The sequence below is a fragment of the Psychrobacter sp. AOP31-B2-9 genome (assembly GCF_052378005.1).
In the GTDB taxonomy this organism is placed as follows: domain Bacteria; phylum Pseudomonadota; class Gammaproteobacteria; order Pseudomonadales; family Moraxellaceae; genus Psychrobacter.
In genome coordinates this window covers 1-16,715 of the sequence record NZ_JBQSXG010000013.1, presented here as the reverse complement: position 1 = coordinate 16,715, position 16,715 = coordinate 1, and the positions used below count along the sequence as shown (strand labels likewise).

Annotated in this window: 14 protein-coding genes; 2 read left to right on the top strand and 12 right to left on the bottom strand. The window is 41.8% G+C overall.

Translation table 11 applies throughout. From position 1 onward, the window contains the following. Window positions 1-285: 285 nt before the first annotated feature. From hscB to ACT3SX_RS02975, 6 genes are all read right to left on the bottom strand, one after another. Entirely contained in the window at window positions 286-867 is a 582-nt protein-coding gene (gene hscB, locus ACT3SX_RS03000; protein ID WP_192518429.1) for a Fe-S protein assembly co-chaperone HscB, read from the bottom strand. Between the two features lie 120 nt (window positions 868-987). After that, window positions 988-1,308, bottom strand: a complete 321-nt coding sequence (iscA, locus tag ACT3SX_RS02995) for an iron-sulfur cluster assembly protein IscA (RefSeq protein WP_192518430.1) — start codon at window positions 1,306-1,308, stop codon at window positions 988-990. Between the two features lie 235 nt (window positions 1,309-1,543). Next, window positions 1,544-1,954 carry a Fe-S cluster assembly scaffold IscU gene (iscU, locus tag ACT3SX_RS02990; RefSeq protein WP_192518431.1) on the bottom strand — a complete coding sequence of 137 codons (411 nt, stop codon included), beginning with the start codon at window positions 1,952-1,954 and terminating at the stop codon, window positions 1,544-1,546. A 149-nt stretch (window positions 1,955-2,103) separates the two neighbouring features. Continuing rightward, window positions 2,104-3,330, bottom strand: coding sequence for an IscS subfamily cysteine desulfurase (locus ACT3SX_RS02985; protein ID WP_442069762.1), 1,227 nt, complete (start codon window positions 3,328-3,330; stop codon window positions 2,104-2,106). Then, a complete protein-coding gene (locus ACT3SX_RS02980; protein ID WP_192518433.1) occupies window positions 3,327-3,836 on the bottom strand; it encodes an Rrf2 family transcriptional regulator in 510 nt (169 codons plus the stop codon). Before ACT3SX_RS02980 ends, ACT3SX_RS02985 begins: the two co-directional genes overlap by 4 nt. Before the next feature lie 557 nt (window positions 3,837-4,393). Continuing rightward, window positions 4,394-5,038, bottom strand: coding sequence for a hypothetical protein (locus tag ACT3SX_RS02975; RefSeq protein WP_442069760.1), 645 nt, complete (start codon window positions 5,036-5,038; stop codon window positions 4,394-4,396). A gap of 539 nt (window positions 5,039-5,577) precedes the next feature. Between ACT3SX_RS02975 and ACT3SX_RS02970 the strand changes: the two genes are divergently transcribed. After that, on the top strand, window positions 5,578-5,850 hold the full coding sequence (locus ACT3SX_RS02970) for an HU family DNA-binding protein (RefSeq protein ID WP_045445077.1): 273 nt from the start codon (window positions 5,578-5,580) through the stop codon (window positions 5,848-5,850). A gap of 377 nt (window positions 5,851-6,227) precedes the next feature. Further along, window positions 6,228-8,102 carry a SurA N-terminal domain-containing protein gene (locus ACT3SX_RS02965; RefSeq protein WP_442069758.1) on the top strand — a complete coding sequence of 625 codons (1,875 nt, stop codon included), beginning with the start codon at window positions 6,228-6,230 and terminating at the stop codon, window positions 8,100-8,102. A gap of 111 nt (window positions 8,103-8,213) precedes the next feature. Here the strand turns inward: ACT3SX_RS02965 and purH are convergent, their stop codons facing one another. The 6 genes from purH to mrcB form a co-directional block, all read right to left on the bottom strand. After that, the gene (gene purH, locus ACT3SX_RS02960) at window positions 8,214-9,794 is read right to left on the bottom strand and encodes a bifunctional phosphoribosylaminoimidazolecarboxamide formyltransferase/IMP cyclohydrolase (RefSeq protein ID WP_442069756.1); all 1,581 of its coding nucleotides are present in this window, start codon (window positions 9,792-9,794) and stop codon (window positions 8,214-8,216) included. Between the two features lie 153 nt (window positions 9,795-9,947). Continuing rightward, entirely contained in the window at window positions 9,948-10,304 is a 357-nt protein-coding gene (gene fis / locus ACT3SX_RS02955; RefSeq protein WP_442069754.1) for a DNA-binding transcriptional regulator Fis, read from the bottom strand. Window positions 10,305-10,798: 494 nt separating this feature from the next. Continuing rightward, the gene (locus ACT3SX_RS02950) at window positions 10,799-11,926 is read right to left on the bottom strand and encodes a DUF3426 domain-containing protein (RefSeq protein WP_442069752.1); all 1,128 of its coding nucleotides are present in this window, start codon (window positions 11,924-11,926) and stop codon (window positions 10,799-10,801) included. Between the two features lie 181 nt (window positions 11,927-12,107). Next, window positions 12,108-13,034 (bottom strand): 50S ribosomal protein L11 methyltransferase, encoded by a 927-nt coding sequence (gene prmA, locus ACT3SX_RS02945; RefSeq protein ID WP_442069750.1) that lies wholly within the window; start codon window positions 13,032-13,034, stop codon window positions 12,108-12,110. 133 nt (window positions 13,035-13,167) lie between these two features. Further along, window positions 13,168-13,974, bottom strand: coding sequence for a tetratricopeptide repeat protein (locus ACT3SX_RS02940; RefSeq protein ID WP_442069748.1), 807 nt, complete (start codon window positions 13,972-13,974; stop codon window positions 13,168-13,170). A gap of 32 nt (window positions 13,975-14,006) precedes the next feature. Beyond that, window positions 14,007-16,424, bottom strand: a complete 2,418-nt coding sequence (mrcB, locus tag ACT3SX_RS02935) for a penicillin-binding protein 1B (protein WP_442069746.1) — start codon at window positions 16,422-16,424, stop codon at window positions 14,007-14,009. Between the last annotated feature and the right edge of the window lie 291 nt (window positions 16,425-16,715).

The following is a 16,715-nucleotide window of genomic DNA, read 5'->3' as shown; positions in this document are numbered from 1 at the left end:
CGTATGTATGCACTAGGGTAGTCCAATGACTATAATCAATGCATGTGTAACTTGGTACGGTCTCAATCTCATTTATTGTACAGCCATATCCTCTGTGTTTGGTTGTTTTGTATCAACCTTACATTGCTTCGACTATAGTTAGTCTACTCTGCAAATAGAAAAGAGTAACGGCTCACAGTTCTGAGATAAGAGATTATACGAGATTGCTACTGCTATTTTAGCCAAATATTTAGAAAACCGGTATTCGACTCTAGTTTATGGATAAGAGGTGCAACTCGCAGATATCTAAACGTATAAGTCATCATCGTCTTGATGCTCTGCTGTTGCTACTTCATCAAGAGCAGTAGTGACATCAGCATCTAGCTTTACTAAGAACTTTAGTTTTTGTGTTGCATCAATCGCCGTATTCCAGCTTTGTGTCTGGTAAGCGTCATTAAATCGTTGCGACTGGTTAGCTAAGCGCTCTGTAATTTGCGGATGTAACTGCTGTAAAGTTAGACGATTTTTATCTTCGGTGGCTTCATCTAAGTCCATACGCATTTCCATAGCGTCTTCTAAGAAGTCTAAGTCTGCGATTGAATGTTCTAGATTTTGAGCTTGATTTGCTATGTCTAATAGATAACTCGCACGACTATCAGGTGAGCTTAGTGTTTGATAAGCTTGATTGATCAGTGCTGAATATTTTTCAGACTTTAGCTGTGCTTGGATAATATTTGTCTGATTTTTGGCGACATTATCAGGGTGATAACGTTTTTGTAGCAGGCGTAAATGTTGATCGAGACTGTCTTGATTAACTTCAAACTGTACTGGCTGCTCAAATAAGGCAAAGAAGTTATCAAACTGTGTTTCTGGTGTAATGTCTGTCATATCATACGCCTTGCTTTTTTATTTGTTTAAAAAGGTCTGTTTGGCTGATGTTTTATAACTGAGTTTACGATGTAAACTGTTTGCCGTTATTTGGGCATCAATATTGGAAGATATAAACCATTAGACCGTGAACGATTCACCACAACCACATTCGCCTTTTTGGTTAGGGTTACTGAATTTAAAGCCTTCGTTAAGACCTTCTTTTTCGTAGTCCATCAGCAAACCATCTAAATATACTAAGCTTTTAGGATCAATAAAGATGCTAACACCACGGCTTTCATAGCGTGTGTCATTTTCGTCAGGTGTGTCTACAAATTCTAAGACATAAGCCAACCCAGAGCATCCTGCTGTACGAATACCCACTCGAATGCCTTCGCCTTTACCGCGATTGTCCAAAAAGTCTCGAACATGCTGAGCGGCGCGTTCTGTCATTTCTATCATGCCAACTCCCATTGACTATTAATCATAAATATCAAAATATGTGTACACTGGCAATCAAAATCATGAGTTTGCCAAAGTAATATGCTAGCGACTATCAAGAAATTCAAGTAGAAAATAAAAGGTGACAATTACATAAGTGTCATTGTCACCTCTTTAGCGTCAGTAGCTGTTTTTAACGTATTACTGCTACCGTACGTGGCCAATCTAGCACCACATACAGACTAGTAGGTTCAGCTTAGATAGTAGCTTCTTCGGTTACTACTGCTGCGCCATGCTTACCTTGATAGTCGCTAATAGCGGCTTTAATAGCATCTTCTGCAAGTACAGAACAATGTACTTTTACTGGTGGTAGTGCCAATTCTTCAGCAATGTGACTATTCTTGATTTCACCAGCTTGATCCAGGCTTTTGCCTTTGAGCCACTCGGTAACAAGTGAGCTTGAAGCAATGGCTGAACCGCAGCCGTAAGTTTTGAAGCGAGCATCTTCAATGATACCGTTATCATCGACTTGAATTTGTAAGCGCATTACATCACCACAGGCTGGGGCACCAACCATACCAGTACCAACGTTTTTAGCGTTTTTGTCAAGGTTGCCAACGTTGCGTGGATTTTCGTAATGATCAATAACTTGGTCGCTATAGGCCATGGGGTTTTCTCCTAGTTAGATAATGAGCAGTGCTAATTGCTTTAAGGTGCTCCACTCATTGGTAATTGGGGTCAAACACTTAATTTTAATTGTCTGATCAATCGTTTAATGGTTATTATTAGATAACCATATCGTTGTTTGCGGTGGCTTTAGTGCTCAGCCCATTCCACTGAATTTAAATCAACACCTTCTTGGTACATATCCCAAAGTGGTGATAAGGCACGTAATTTATCAACGGCTTCGTGCATCTGTTTGATAACAGTATCGATGTCTTCATCAGTCGTATAACGGCCAAAGCTAAAGCGAATAGAGCTATGTGCCAATTCGTCTGGACGACCAATAGCACGTAGTACATATGATGGCTCAAGCGTCGCTGATGTACAGGCTGATCCTGAAGATACAGCGAGGTCTTTAAGTGACATCATGAGTGACTCACCTTCAACAAAGTTGAAGCTGATATTTACAATATTAGGTACGCTATTTTCAAGATCACCATTCAAGTAAATCTCTTCGATGTCTTGTAGGCCATCCCAAAGTCGTTGACGTAATTCAGCTGCGTGTGCATGGTCTTCTTCATAGCGCTCATTGGCTAAAGCAAATGCTGCTCCTAAACCAACGATCTGATGCGTTGGCAAAGTACCTGAACGCATACCACGCTCATGACCACCACCATGTTGCTCTGCTTTCAAACGAATACGTGGCTTGCGACGAACAAATAATGCGCCAATACCTTTAGGGCCGTATGCTTTATGGCCTGAAAAGCTCATTAAATCCACTTTCATCTTTTCAAGGTTAACAGATATTTTGCCTACAGATTGTGCACCATCGACATGGAATACGACACCAGCTTCACGAGTGATTTCACCAATTGCGGCAACATCAGTAATTGTACCAAGCTCGTTGTTTACCATCATCAACGACACTAGAATGGTATCATCGCGTAATGCTGCTTTCACTTGCTCTGGCAAAATAAGACCAGTGCTTGGCTGTGGCTCAAGATAAGTAATCTCAAAACCTTCTTGCTCAAGCTCACGGCAAGTATCTAGTACTGCTTTATGTTCAATTTTGCTGGTGATGATGTGCTTACCACGAGACTGATAAAAGTGTGCAGCGCCTTTAATAGCTAGGTTGTCAGATTCAGTTGCACCTGAAGTAAAAACGATTTCGCGTGGATCGGCATGGATAACTTCAGCCACTTGCTGACGCGCCGTTTCTACTGCTTCTTCTGCTTGCCAGCCATAGCCATGCGAGCGTGAGGCCGGGTTGCCAAAGACACCATCTACAGTCAAATACTCGCTCATTTTGGCAGCAACTGACTTAGCAACTGGTGTAGTGGCGGCATAATCTAAGTATATAAGGTTGTTATGTTGGCTCATGCTGGGTTTGCCTCGCTGTTCGATAGAGTAATAGTATTTATATCTTTTATGGAAATCTCTTTAGTAGAGCTATGCTGGCGTTCTGAGACCGACTGCACATTTTCCATATCTAATAATTGTGCTAATGTTATATTATTCAAGTACTGTTCGATATGATTAGACAGTGCACACCACAAATCATGGGTTAGGCACATTGTACCACCTTGACAATCACCGCGTCCTTCACACTGCATCGCATTAACTGACTCATCGACGGCTGATATGATGCTCATGACATCTATTTCATGTAATGGCTTGGCTAAATAGTAACCACCTGCGGCACCACGAATACTGGTAACAAGTCCACGTTTGCGAAGTTTGGAGAATAGTTGTTCAAGGTAAGAGATAGAAATCGATTGCCGTTGAGCGATATCAGATAAAGATACTGCGTTTTCTTGTTGGCTCGTTTGTAATGCCAAATCTAGTAACGCAGTAACGGCATATCTGCCTCGAGTAGTCAAACGCATGTGTTATCTCCAAACTTTTACATTATTTTTATTTAACAACGATCTTAGCGGAATGATATTTGTCATAACTTATATCAATGTATAAGTTGCTGATATAAAGTCTGAATAGCTAAGTTGTGTCTTATCGCTATTAAACAACAGATGGTTAACCCGATGTGTGCAACGATTAAGGTAATTATACTTAATCCTGAGTAAATTAGTCAAGATTAAAATGTGGTTGAATGGTTAATCAATCTTATTACTATGATTGATAAAAACAATGGTCGGAGAGAAGGGTGGAAATCAGGTTGTGCGTAGTAAAGGTCAACCCATTTAAATGACCATTGGCTGAATCAAAGGTAGGTTGAACATTGTTATCAATGTTAAATAAAGGAGGCACCCATACAACCATGTGATACTGGCATACATCTTCCTTGCTATGACTGCGGAAACAAAGCCTACGCAAAATGCACCCAGTGTTGCTGTATTTTTTTTATAGTGAGTCAAATATATGATGACTGAATATGCACCATGTTTCACTCATAAAAAAGCCATAGCGTCGGGTTAAGTGAGCTAAATCAGCTAATCAATAATGCAGTGATTGCGATAATCATGATAATAAGTGCAGCGATGGTTACGATAATAAGTGTTTTTTGCTTGCTTTGTAATTCTTTGGTCGTGGTTTCAAGCTCACGATTTTTCATGGTTAGGGTGTTGATTTGGGTTTGCTGTTCTTTAATACGTAATTTGTAGTTTTCCTTTTTTTCTTCGGTTTCAGCTTCGGTAGGTTTAGACTTACCTTTGCCGCCTTTAAATTTCTTAACCAAACCTTGAATCAAGCTGGCAACTCCGAGCTGCATAATAAACTGTTTAACCAGCTGTACTTGCACGGATTCCCCGCGCATTTGTAATTTTTCAGTGGTTTCACTGTCGTGTGTGGTAATGGCATTGATGACCTGGATGCTATAGGCATTGATGACGACATCAGGCTCACTGCGTCCCACTGGTAACTGCGCATCTAATAACACGCCTTTGGTACTAAAAGTAGCAAAAATTTCAACATGAGGTAAATATAAGCGTAGTGCGACGACAGTACCCTGCTTAGCAAGGGGATAAGCGGCTTTACGTAGTTCAGGATCTAAACGTAACAATAATGTCAACGCCGACTCGGTGAACATCAGAACGATATTAGAAAAAGAGTGAGACAACGTAGAACGCTTCATGTAGATAGTCCGTTTTTGTATGTATTGCATTAAAAATTAGAGATAAACAAGCGTCACAACACATCTGAAATATATCGTTCGACTGTCAATGTGCAGTGATATTTTGCCTATAGTAACGTCTTTATAATAAAAAGTAACGCTAGTTTCTGTCAGTGCTTAAGTTATTACTTTACAATTTACAAGTCAACAAAGACACTGGTATTTATGACTGATAATGTATTAGTATTAGCTGCCAAGTCTTTGACCCGAGAGGACGACATATAGTCAGCTATTTCAAAGACAACCAAGTCTCTCTAATATTAAGCATTGATAGAGCAATTGCAGATACTTTGCGTAACATTGAGTGTCAAATACGTAGTACAGTAGACAAAAATATGTAAAATCGCTTGCGCTCCTTATGCTGCCTTGATATAAAGACGATAACAAAGCGAGACCTGTTAGTACGTTAATCAGGCGGTTTTTATTGCTTAAATGCTATGAGAGCGTTAAAATGCTTGGCGTGAGCGTTTATTATCCCCCTTAAACTTGAAGGAAATTTTATGAATAAGTCAGAATTAATCGATAGCATCGCAGACAAAAGTGGTCTAAATAAAACCCAAGCTGGTGATGCATTGAATGCTGTTATGGAAAGTGTTGGTGAAGCGCTAGAAGCTGGCGATAGCATCTCATTAGTTGGTTTTGGTACTTTTAGTGTAAAAGACCGTAAAGCCCGTACTGGCCGTAACCCTAAGACTGGTGAAGAGCTTAGCATTCCAGCAAGCAAAGTACCAAGCTTCAAAGCTGGCAAAAACTTAAAAGAGCGCTTGAACTAAGCCGTTTTATTATAAGCAGACATTGTATGATGACGTGATATACGACAAAGTAAGGTCTGTAAATAGTGAAATAATAGATGATGTATCGTATCGCTTTAAGCTATAATATACATTGTCAAAAAGCACCTAATATCTAGGTGCTTTTTTTATTGCGATAGTTTGTAGCATGCAGCGTGAATATTTTGAGTCTGCATCAAAAATCACGTATCATAGGGCGCGCGCGATAGATGCGTTGTTTAGATGAGGTAACTTTGATTCGCCTTGTTTTTTATATCAAATGCACGCGTTCCTACCATTGCCAGTTTAAATAGCATTGATTTTCATATTAATATTACAATGGTTTTTCATCAATATAGGTTAATAAAGCAGAGATAACTATGGATAAGTTGCGCGATTTTTTAAAAACCTGGCCAGGTCGCATTTTATTGATTTTATGCCTATCGCCGCTCGCTCTATTGGGTATCGAAAGCTATTTGGGCGCCGGAGTAGATCCTAACCAAGTTGCTCAGGTAGGTGATGCAAGCGTAGGACTGACTCAATATCAGTCTGCTGTCAATAGCCGTCGTACTGAGGTATTAGAACAAGTTGATGATGCCAGCTTATTAAATGAAGATGTGTTGCATGAGCAGGTATTAAAAGGTCTGATTGATCGTACGCTACTAGAGCAGCAAGCTGGCAAGTTGGGTATGACCGTCTCTGATGACACAATTAATCGTTTATTGCGTCAAGAAGAGGTTTTTCAGGATGCTGACGGTAACTTTTCTAACGATCAATTTGCCAGCTTTTTGCGTCAGCGCAATATGACGAAGAACCAACTGTTTGCTGAGTTTCGTAATCAGCTCAGTCTGGACCAGCTCAATGCCAGTATCGTTAGTACTGCAGTATATCCCATGCAAGCGGTCAGTCAATTAATTGACCTGCAGCTTGAGTCGCGCAATATCTGGTTGTACCGTTTTAATTGGCAAGATTATACGGATCAGGTTAACGTAAGTGAGGGTGATATCCAAACTTATTATGATGCCAATAAAGAGACACTCAAAAGTGCGGCAATGGTAGATTTGGCTTATCTGCAACTCAGCCCTCAAACTATTCAGGTAACTGACATTACGACAGAAGATTTGCAGCAGCAATATGAGGCTTACAAGCAAGAGCAAGCAATCGTTGATGAGCGTCAAATCAGTCAAATTCTATTAACCGGTGATGATGCTAAAGCAAGAGCAGATCAGATTAAAACTCGTCTAGATAATGGAGAGTCTTTTGTCGCCTTAGCAAAATCAGAGTCAGATGACCCATCAGGAGAAACAGGTGGTGCTATCGGTCGCTTTAACCCTTCGGTATTTGGTAATGACGCAGTAGCCGTTGAAGATGCCTTAAAAGGACTGAGTGTTGGCGATGTGACAACTCCTGTTAAGACCAGTTTTGGTTATCAGATATTTACGGTTACTGAAGATAATGGTAGCGCCATACCAACGCTAGAAAGCATGCGTGATGAGTTAACGGCTCAAGCGACAGAGTATAAGCGTCAAGAGATGTATGCGGATAAAGTGACAGCGATTAATGATATGGCAGCAGATGGATTTAGTATCGAAGATATCGCTGAGCAAGAGAACGTGACATTGAAAAGCATCAAAGATTATCGTAAAGAGAATAATAGCTCAGTATTGCCTCAACCAGCAGTGATTAAGCAAGCATTTGATGAATTTACCCTTCAGGATCAGGCTGTGACTGCCGGTATTGAAGTAGGTACTGGAACAGTATGGGTGCAACCAAGTAACTACCGTCCTACTAAGACGCTGACTTTAGAAGCTGCCACGCCAAGAGTGACACAGATACTACGTCAGCAAAAAGCCACAGCATTGGCACTAAAAGAAGCCAAAGCACTGGCCACTGGTATTAAGATTCCAGCTGATATTAGTCAGCAACCAGTTGCACTTCAGGCATTAGGTACAGTAAATCGTCAAACACCATTATTGACAGAAAAAGAGCGCGGATTGGCGTTTAGTCAGCAAGCTGCTAACAATGGTGTCGTTGCTATCGCGAGTGAGACTGAAATAGGTGCTACTCTACTGGTTGGTGATCGTATTAAAACAGAACCGCAGTCTCAATTGACTGATGACCAACGTGCGCAAACGGCGACTATTATTCGGGATAATTTGGGTCAAGATCAACTGCAAGATTATCTGGATTATCTACGTTTGGTATATAAAGTTGAGATCAATGACGCCAATGTAGCGAATGCGCAAGGGCGTTAAGCTAAGTATTGATAAGTATACAAAAAGCCACTGTAGATATATCTACAGTGGCTTTTTTATGCCCGTACTATCCACGTCAGTCTTATTGCGTATGACGTGGACTCTGGTTTCTTAATGGCGGAAATGGCGCATACCAGTGAAGACCATCGCGATACCATGCTCATTTGCTGCAGCAATGGTTTCGTCGTCACGCATAGAGCCACCTGGCTGGATGATAGCAGAGATGCCTACTGCAGCAGCGTTATCGATACCATCACGGAATGGGAAGAAAGCGTCTGATGCCATAACAGCGCCTTCAGTCGCTAATCCAGCATGCTCTGCTTTTATAGCAGCGATACGAGCTGAGTTAACGCGGCTCATCTGACCTGCGCCCACACCGATCGTGCGCTGTCCTTTAGCATAGACAATGGCGTTAGATTTAACGTATTTGGCCACATTCCAGCTGAACAATAGATCAGCAATTTGTGCTTCAGTTGGTTGTACGTCTGTGACGATTTTTAAATCGTTAGCCGTAATCAAACCAAGATCTTGTTCTTGGACTAGTAAGCCGCCGTTGACGCGCTTATAGTCAAGTTGAGAGTCACGTTGATTTGGTGCTGGTAGCTCACCGCATACCAATACACGTACGTTTTTCTTAGCAGCCGTTGCTTCGAGCACACCATCTTCGATACTAGGCGCAATAATCACTTCTACAAATTGATTGTCGATAATGGCTTTTGCCGCTGCAAGTGTTAATGGGCGGTTGAAGGCGATAATACCACCAAATGAAGACTCAGGATCGGTGCTAAATGCAGTGTTATAGGCAACTACTTGGTCATTGTCAACCGCGACACCACAAGGGTTGGCGTGTTTTACGATGACACAAGCTGGAGTGCTGAAAGCTTTAACGCATTCAAGAGCTGCATCAGTGTCAGCGATATTGTTATAAGAGAGTGCTTTACCTTGTAGCTGCTTAGCAGTCGCTATAGAGGCCTGTTGGCTTTTTAGAGGTTGGTTTTCGATGTAGAAAGCAGCGTTTTGATGTGGGTTTTCGCCATAGCGTAAGTCTTGTGCTTTCTTAAGCTGTACATTGAATGTACGTGAGAAATTTTCTGGTTCTTGGTTTTCGTTCACACGGCTACCTAAGAAGTTGGCAATCATGCCATCGTATTGGGCTGTATGTTCGAAAGCTTTAACTGCTAAGTCATAGCGTAGAGCAGAAGTCAGTTTGGTGCTATCGCCTAAAGCAGTCAGGATACGATCGTAATCTGTTGGATCAGTGACGATACCTACATGGGCGTGGTTTTTTGCAGCCGAACGTACCATAGTAGGGCCGCCAATATCGATATTTTCGATAGCATCATTCATAGTCACATCAGCACGAGCAATGGTTTCAGCAAATGGATATAAATTTACTACCACCAAATCAATGCGCTCAATGGCGTGTTCGCTCATGACGGCATCGTCTGTACCACGGCGCCCTAAGATACCACCATGGATTTTAGGGTGTAGCGTTTTTACACGACCATCCATCATTTCAGGGAAACCAGTATAGTCTGAGACTTCGGTGACAGCGACGTTGTTTTCTGTGAGCAGTCGATAAGTCCCGCCAGTAGACAGTAAGCCAAAACCTGCTTTGATAAGGCCTTGAGCAAATTCAACAATATTAGTTTTATCGGAGACCGATAATAGAGCAAGTGGGGTAGTACTCATAAAAAAACTTCCATAAAAAAAGCCTGACGTAAACGTCTGGCAAGGTGATCAAGACAATTATTGTAGACAGTATCAGGATAGATAATGTCACGAATATTAAATTGCCGTGCATAATGAGGGTCAGTGAAGATAAGTGTACTCATGGAGCTTGGGCTACATTAAGTCATAAGTTTTGAGTTTTTTGCGTAAAGTACCGCGGTTGAGACCTAGGATTTGCGCACATTTGGTTTGATTGCCACGAGTTTTTTCAAGGACAACGGATAACAGTGGCTCTTCTACTTGTTTTAAGATTAGATCGTATAAGTCGGTGGGTATCTCATCGCCTAGCATCGTAAAATACTGCCGTACCACGCGTTCAACATGCACCCGTAGTGGCTCGTGCGCATAGCCATCTTCTGAGCTGCTAAGACGGTGCTGAGAATAATGAGGGTGGTTTTCTTTATTATAGTCGGCAGGATGCTCAGAGCTTGTAGCAAAATGAGGCGCATAATGCTGTGCATGAGGTGCCATAAGATAATGTCCTTGGGATTGGTGAGAATCAAACCATAAGATATTGAGGTATTATATCAAATTAATATCATTTGGCACTGATAGATTGACAGTTAGTTTTGCAGTATAGTCATGCCACTATAAAAATATTATGGCGTTACCCTATAGTCAGTCCTAAATAAAAAAGATACAAATGTAATCATGCGATACAGGCATACATTTTCCTTGCTTGCTGTGATTGCGCAGACAGAGGCGACGCAAAATGCACCCAGTATCGCTGTGTTTGTTTTATAGTGGAACGACTATACTTAAACGTACAATCTACAGTTGGCTGTCTGTATTACTTTTGAATTACCCTGACTATAGAGCTTGTCCTCATTGCAAAAATGGAAAAAACTGTCATCAAACGAGAAAGATAGCGTAGGTAATATCGAGATATCGACCAACTATTTGACGATGTTTGGCCACATTCAGTCCAGTTAGATGATGACTATCGTTTGAACCAAAAATAGGCCCTAATATACATGGCTTACGCTAATGTCACGAATTTTTGCATTAGAAACAGGCACAGTAAAAAGTATATTGCGGCTACTCTCTGCAGCCAGTTGGCTTTGTTTGCTTAATAAATAGTCACCTGGATCAGCGATAAACTCACCAATTAGTTCGTTTTCACCATATACACTGACTTTAACACTCGGATATAGCTGTGTATTTGCGCTTTGATTACTTAATGTAGCGCTAATATCGCTGAATTTTCCAGACCTTTTTATTTGACTGGATTTATGAGTGGCATGAGTAATTGTCCAAGCATTTATGTCAGCATTCGGCAAACTGCAAGCAGCTGCTGAACATATTGCTTGTAGCCTTTCAGCATAAGCGGGGTTTTTTACTAAGGTTTCTAAGTTGAAAATGACATACTGTGCAAAAAGTAGCAGCGCCAATACCAAGCATCCAAGTATCCACAATAACGATGCTGCTGAACGTTTTTTCGGCGTTGGTATGAAGCTTTCCTGTGTTTTTCTTCTACGTTCGTTAAGGGCTTTATCTTCATCTTTGAGAGGCACACCCATATCGAGCAATAGTCGAGACAGGTCTGTATCATCCTTTGGCATGTCTTCATGTTTGTTTTGGTCTTTTAGCAGTTTTTCGAGCCATAAGTCGTCGTTCTTTTCATCAACATTGGCATGAATATCATTTGATACTGCTGAACTGGTGCTTTGATTGATAGTTTCAGATGCGCTCTTTGAGGGTTCATTAGCTGAAAGGGTGGATGCATTATTTATTTGATCTAGCCATGCATCCATACTCTCTAAAGAATCATACTCTAAAGGGGGTTCTTCTGGCTCATAGGCATCCATGTCGTCATAGATTAATATATCAGAAGAAGGTTTCTTTGGACGTTGTTTATTGAGTGAAGATTTAGAATCGTTTGAGCCATTTTTATTATTAATATCAGTTTTCACGGTGTCTGCTTGATTAGGTGCTGTGGTGGTATCAGACGTCACAACAAGATTTTTGTTTACCAAAAAACTCTGTTGGCATTGATTGCAGCTTACAGTGGAGTTTGCTTTATTTAACTGGGTTGGTTGTATTTTAAAGCAAGCTTTGCAATGAGGACACTGAGTTTTTATGGGCGTGGTCATAGGGTCGAATCCAAAAAAGTATGGTTATCAATACCGATTCGCCACTCAATAAAGGTCGCCCATGACGCTAAGAGAGTTGTTGAAAAGCTCTTAAAGGCTGCGAGTCATGGGCAAGAATAGAGTGGCATCAAACACATAATATCTGACTGCCCTCTATCGTAACAGATGTAATTAAATGTTGCTAGCCTGTAAATGTACCAGATAAACGTTGCCAATGTTGGTCTTCTTGTGATGTAAAAGCATGCTTTGCATCAAGCGCAAAGTAAGGTTGGTAAGCAGCAGTCACTTCATCTGTTTGTGACTCGATCAGTCCTGCTAAAACAATACGACCTTTCTGTACAATTAAAGTAGCAAAGTAAGGTGCTAAGCCAATGAGGGGTTTTGCTAAGATATTGGCTACAATGATATCGACTGGAATAACATCATTTTGCGAGCAATAATCGGTAAACTCTTCTGGTAAAAAAGCTTGCAAACGATCATCGACATGATTGCGTGCTGCATTTTGATTGGTAGCTAGTACCGCTTGTGGGTCGATATCAACCGCATAAACTTTACGTGCACCTAACAGTAAAGCAGCGATACCTAAAATCCCTGAGCCGCAGCCATAATCAATAACCACTTTATCTTTTATCTCTTGCTCCGTTAACCAATCTAGACATAAGCGAGTAGTGGCATGATAGCCGGTACCAAAAGCCAAACCTGGATCCATAATGATATTAGTGGCTTCAGGATTGGGTGGTGTTATCCAGTTGGGTACAATCCATAGATTATTGGCACATTCTATTGGATGATAGTTGTTCATCCATTCACGTTCCCAGTCTTTGTCATCGACAGCACTTAACCAAATACGAGTGGCTTGTACTTGTGCTGCGATTTCATGGCTTAATTTCTCGACAGCTTGGCGACTGCCAGCATCGGTCGTGGCATCAAACAGTCCTGTAAGTATGACCTCATCCCATAATGGAGACTCACCTGGTAATGGTTCAAATAAAGGTTGGTCACCAGCGTCATCTAAGGCGATGGATAGTGCACCTGCTTCTAGTAGCAATGCCTCAGCCAAATCGACGTTTGCTTTTTCACATTGTAAATGTAGTTGTTGCCATGCCATAACGATAACCTTAAGCTAAATTAAAAATAAATATATATTTTGGATGAATTATGAATGTAGAGAATACAAAAAGTGAATAGGTTGTAAACTTGAAACCTATTCACTCAGACATGCTGCTAGATCTACTATGTTATTAGCGCAAGGCTTGTTTCGCCTCACTAATCACACGTGAATTGCCTTGTGCTTGTCCTGATTGCAAGATGATTTGCCATAGTGCGCGTCTACGGCTGGTGTCTTGCGACACACTAAGGCCACGACGTGCCATAGCCTCTGCCTTACGGGGTTGGTTTTTTTTCAATGCGACTTGTGCCAAATAGAAATACACAGCCGATGATTTGGGTGCTAGGCGCTGTGCACGGGTAAAGCTGTTTTCAGCGTTGGTCAACTGGTTTGCTTTAAGCTGACTGATCCCCGTCTGCATTAAACTCCGAAATGCTGGTAGATTACTATTATTAGAGGCAGCTTGTTGCGCTCGTTGCTGTGAGTTACTTCTAGCACGTTCCAACATTTCGCTGTGTGACGGTAGAGACGGCTCAGGGACGACGTATTCCTCACGAGAAGGAATAATAATAACGGTGTCAGGTTGTTGAGTTGGTATAGGATCGGATGGGACGAAGATTGGAGTTTCTTGCGTCAGCGGGTTTGTCTGATTCGTTTGTTCAGATGAGATGTCCGGTTCAATGGCATATTGGCCATCGTCATCCGCTTCAGTGACAGTTGTTGGTGTCACAGTTGCCGCAGGTGTCTCGGGTATCTGTGATGATGGCGCTGTCTGAATCGGTGTGGTATTCATCGTCGTGGGTGCGGTCTGACAAGCGCTGAGGCTCAACATGCTGATAAGCGTACCAGTTATCAATACTGTATTGGTTGGGATGGTGTTTTTGGGAAAACCAATAACAGCTTGCTTAACTGACATAGTTTGTTTGGAAATTGACAACATGTTGAGACCTTTTGTAATGTGTAAAAGCAACTTTAGAACCATTCAACCGCACGGTCAAACCAAGTATCCGCATCGTTTTCATCTTGCTCGTTGCCTTCTTGGTTTTCCGAATCAATAGCGTCACCATCGGTGCTGCCAAAACCGCCATTATCGCCTTGCTGGTTTTGCCATTGTGACAGTTCACGCGCACGATCTTGTTGATACAAGCCTATCGCACAACTACTGGCTTCTTGTGGCAAGTGAGATGATAGTACTGGTAAATAGCGTGCATCAGCACAGCGTTCATTGGACAGCTTTCCTGAGTTGTTCTCTAGCCATAACCATTCAATCCCTTCAGGCTCTGGTAGCGATACAGGCGTCAGCTTGAGACGGTCCATATAGTCGATCCAAACTGGTAATGCGCCACTACCACCGCTCAAACCAATGGGTTGGTTATCATCACGACCCACCCAAACCACGCTGACATAGTTACCACTGTAGCCTGCAAACCATGCATCACGATAATCATTCGTAGTACCTGTTTTGCCTGCTAAGTGTAAATTGCTACCTAGCGATTTTGCGCGTTTAGCCGTACCAGTTTCTACCACTTGCTGCAATGCATAGTTGGTCAAGAAGTTGGCTTCAGGTGGAATGCTACGCTGAGTGTTAAGACCAGTACGTTGTAAGATACTGCCGCGATCATCAATAACAGTACGAATACTATGAATAGGTGTACGAAAGCCACCTGTGGCAAAGACTTGGTATACACCCAACATATCCATTGGGCTAAGGTTGACAGAACCTAGCAATGCCGAAGGGTAAGGCGGGATTTCTTCTTTGACGCCCATACGCTGCAGTTGTTTGACAAAGGTATCGACACCGAACTCCATACCCAGATGTACCGCCGCTTGGTTATATGATTGTGAAAGTGCTGTTGTCAGAGGTACATAACCATGGTCACGGTTGTCGTAGTTTTTAGGATTCCACTTAGAGCCATCACCGAGGTTGACTGTGATAGGGGAGTCATCGACTGGGCTTGCTAGGTTATAGCGACCACTTTCGAGTGCTGTCATATAGATAACAGGTTTTAGTATCGAGCCTACTTGGCGTTTGGCATCGACAGCACGGTTAAAGCCAGTAAACTCACTACCACTACCTACCACAGATACCAGTTCACCAGTTTCAGGGTTGGCACTGACGAGCGCACCTTGTAAGTCTTTGGTTTTACTGTTTTTACCACGTAGCTCACCCAGTTTTTTATCCACCGCTTTGTCTGCTGCTAATTGGGCAATAGGATCCAAGGTACTGATGATCGTCAGACCTTCGTTTTTGAGGTCGTCAGAATAGTATACTTCATTCAACTCACGTTTAACGATGTCCAAAAAGTCAGGGAATTGACTCTTGCCTTCGACTGCCTTTTCAGCGATACCTAGCGGCTGCTCTACGGCTTCATCGTAATCTTCTTGAGCCAGTGACCCCACTGTTAACATGTTGTTAAGCACAATATTACGACGTTCTTTTGAGTCGTTTGGATTGCGGCGTGGATTATAAAGACTTGGGCCTTTTGCCATACCTACCAACAGCGCTTGTTGGTCTAGGCTGAGCTCTTTGAGGGGTTTGTTAAAGTAAAACTGTGACGCCAAGCCAAAACCATTAATAGAGCGTTTACCGTTTTGACCTAAGTAAATCTCGTTGAGATAGGTTTGTAGAATTTCGTCTTTGCTATAATGTAATTCAAGCAATACAGCCATTAACGCTTCGTTGGCTTTGCGTTTGAGCGTACGGTCTGAATTGAGATAGAAGTTTTTAATAAGCTGCTGAGTAATCGTTGAGCCGCCCTGACGAGAGCCGCCAGAGAAGTTGTTTATGACAGCACGTGCGATCCCACGTATAGAAACACCTTTGTGCTCATAAAATGCACGGTCTTCAGTGGCTATCAGTGCATCGATAAGCGGTTGTGGCACATCCTCTAACGAGACGACCATACGATCTTCATTGCTGTCTGGGTAAATACCACCGATATTAACGGGCTCTAAACGGATAATGCCACTTTTGGCAGGTAACGTGCTTTGGACAGATGCAATTTTATTACCATTAATAGTCATTTTGATGACTTGCTCTTTATCCACATCATTAGCGCTATAAGTAAAGCCACGCGTATGAATAAAGTAGGTATTACCAGTCTTATGATAAGTGCCTGTATGGTCGTAGGCTTTGTTGCTCTGGTAGTTGAGCAGCTCAAGCCACGTCTTCATCGTACCTGTATCGACATTTGCACCTTGATATAATTCAAGTGGCTGCGAGTATACTTTTGCAGGGATATCCCAGCGCTTACCCTCAAATTTTTGGGTAATGGTGCGATCAAGTTTAATCAAGTATAGTGCCAACAGCACCATACCAACGATAATAATAATTAATATGAGACTACTAAGTACTAAACCACGCTGTTTTGAAGGTAGCGTATTTGTCATAGCCTTAGAAGACTGTGATAATTTAGTATTTGGTAGCTTTGGATTTGATTTTTGCACTGATATCGCACCATTTTGGTATAAAAAACTGCTTCATAATGACGTAAATTGACAAATTTTTCAATCTATCATCGATGAAGCATGCATTCATGAGTATTAGACTGTGAGTAGTGAACCTACTTACAGCGCTTGCTTGTAGTATAATCTTTATAAAAACGTTCGTATCAATACCTTTGTATTAGTATTAAAGCTTTTAGCGCTTTTAATTTAGGTTATGAGCGCCATATAAAATTG

What these genes read in the sequence shown, in the direction of transcription:
- purH (WP_442069756.1), bottom strand. Translation starts at nt 9,794, where the DNA reads ATGAGTACTACCCCACTTGCTCTATTATCGGTCTCCGATAAAACTAAT.
- ACT3SX_RS02950 (WP_442069752.1), bottom strand. Translation starts at nt 11,926, where the DNA reads ATGACCACGCCCATAAAAACTCAGTGTCCTCATTGCAAAGCTTGCTTT.
- ACT3SX_RS02985 (WP_442069762.1), bottom strand. Translation starts at nt 3,330, where the DNA reads ATGAGCCAACATAACAACCTTATATACTTAGATTATGCCGCCACTACA.
- iscU (WP_192518431.1), bottom strand. Translation starts at nt 1,954, where the DNA reads ATGGCCTATAGCGACCAAGTTATTGATCATTACGAAAATCCACGCAAC.
- prmA (WP_442069750.1), bottom strand. Translation starts at nt 13,034, where the DNA reads ATGGCATGGCAACAACTACATTTACAATGTGAAAAAGCAAACGTCGAT.
- ACT3SX_RS02940 (WP_442069748.1), bottom strand. Translation starts at nt 13,974, where the DNA reads ATGTTGTCAATTTCCAAACAAACTATGTCAGTTAAGCAAGCTGTTATT.
- hscB (WP_192518429.1), bottom strand. Translation starts at nt 867, where the DNA reads ATGACAGACATTACACCAGAAACACAGTTTGATAACTTCTTTGCCTTA.
- mrcB (WP_442069746.1), bottom strand. Translation starts at nt 16,424, where the DNA reads ATGACAAATACGCTACCTTCAAAACAGCGTGGTTTAGTACTTAGTAGT.
- ACT3SX_RS02970 (WP_045445077.1), top strand. Translation starts at nt 5,578, where the DNA reads ATGAATAAGTCAGAATTAATCGATAGCATCGCAGACAAAAGTGGTCTA.
- iscA (WP_192518430.1), bottom strand. Translation starts at nt 1,308, where the DNA reads ATGATAGAAATGACAGAACGCGCCGCTCAGCATGTTCGAGACTTTTTG.
- ACT3SX_RS02980 (WP_192518433.1), bottom strand. Translation starts at nt 3,836, where the DNA reads ATGCGTTTGACTACTCGAGGCAGATATGCCGTTACTGCGTTACTAGAT.
- ACT3SX_RS02965 (WP_442069758.1), top strand. Translation starts at nt 6,228, where the DNA reads ATGGATAAGTTGCGCGATTTTTTAAAAACCTGGCCAGGTCGCATTTTA.
- ACT3SX_RS02975 (WP_442069760.1), bottom strand. Translation starts at nt 5,038, where the DNA reads ATGAAGCGTTCTACGTTGTCTCACTCTTTTTCTAATATCGTTCTGATG.
- fis (WP_442069754.1), bottom strand. Translation starts at nt 10,304, where the DNA reads ATGGCACCTCATGCACAGCATTATGCGCCTCATTTTGCTACAAGCTCT.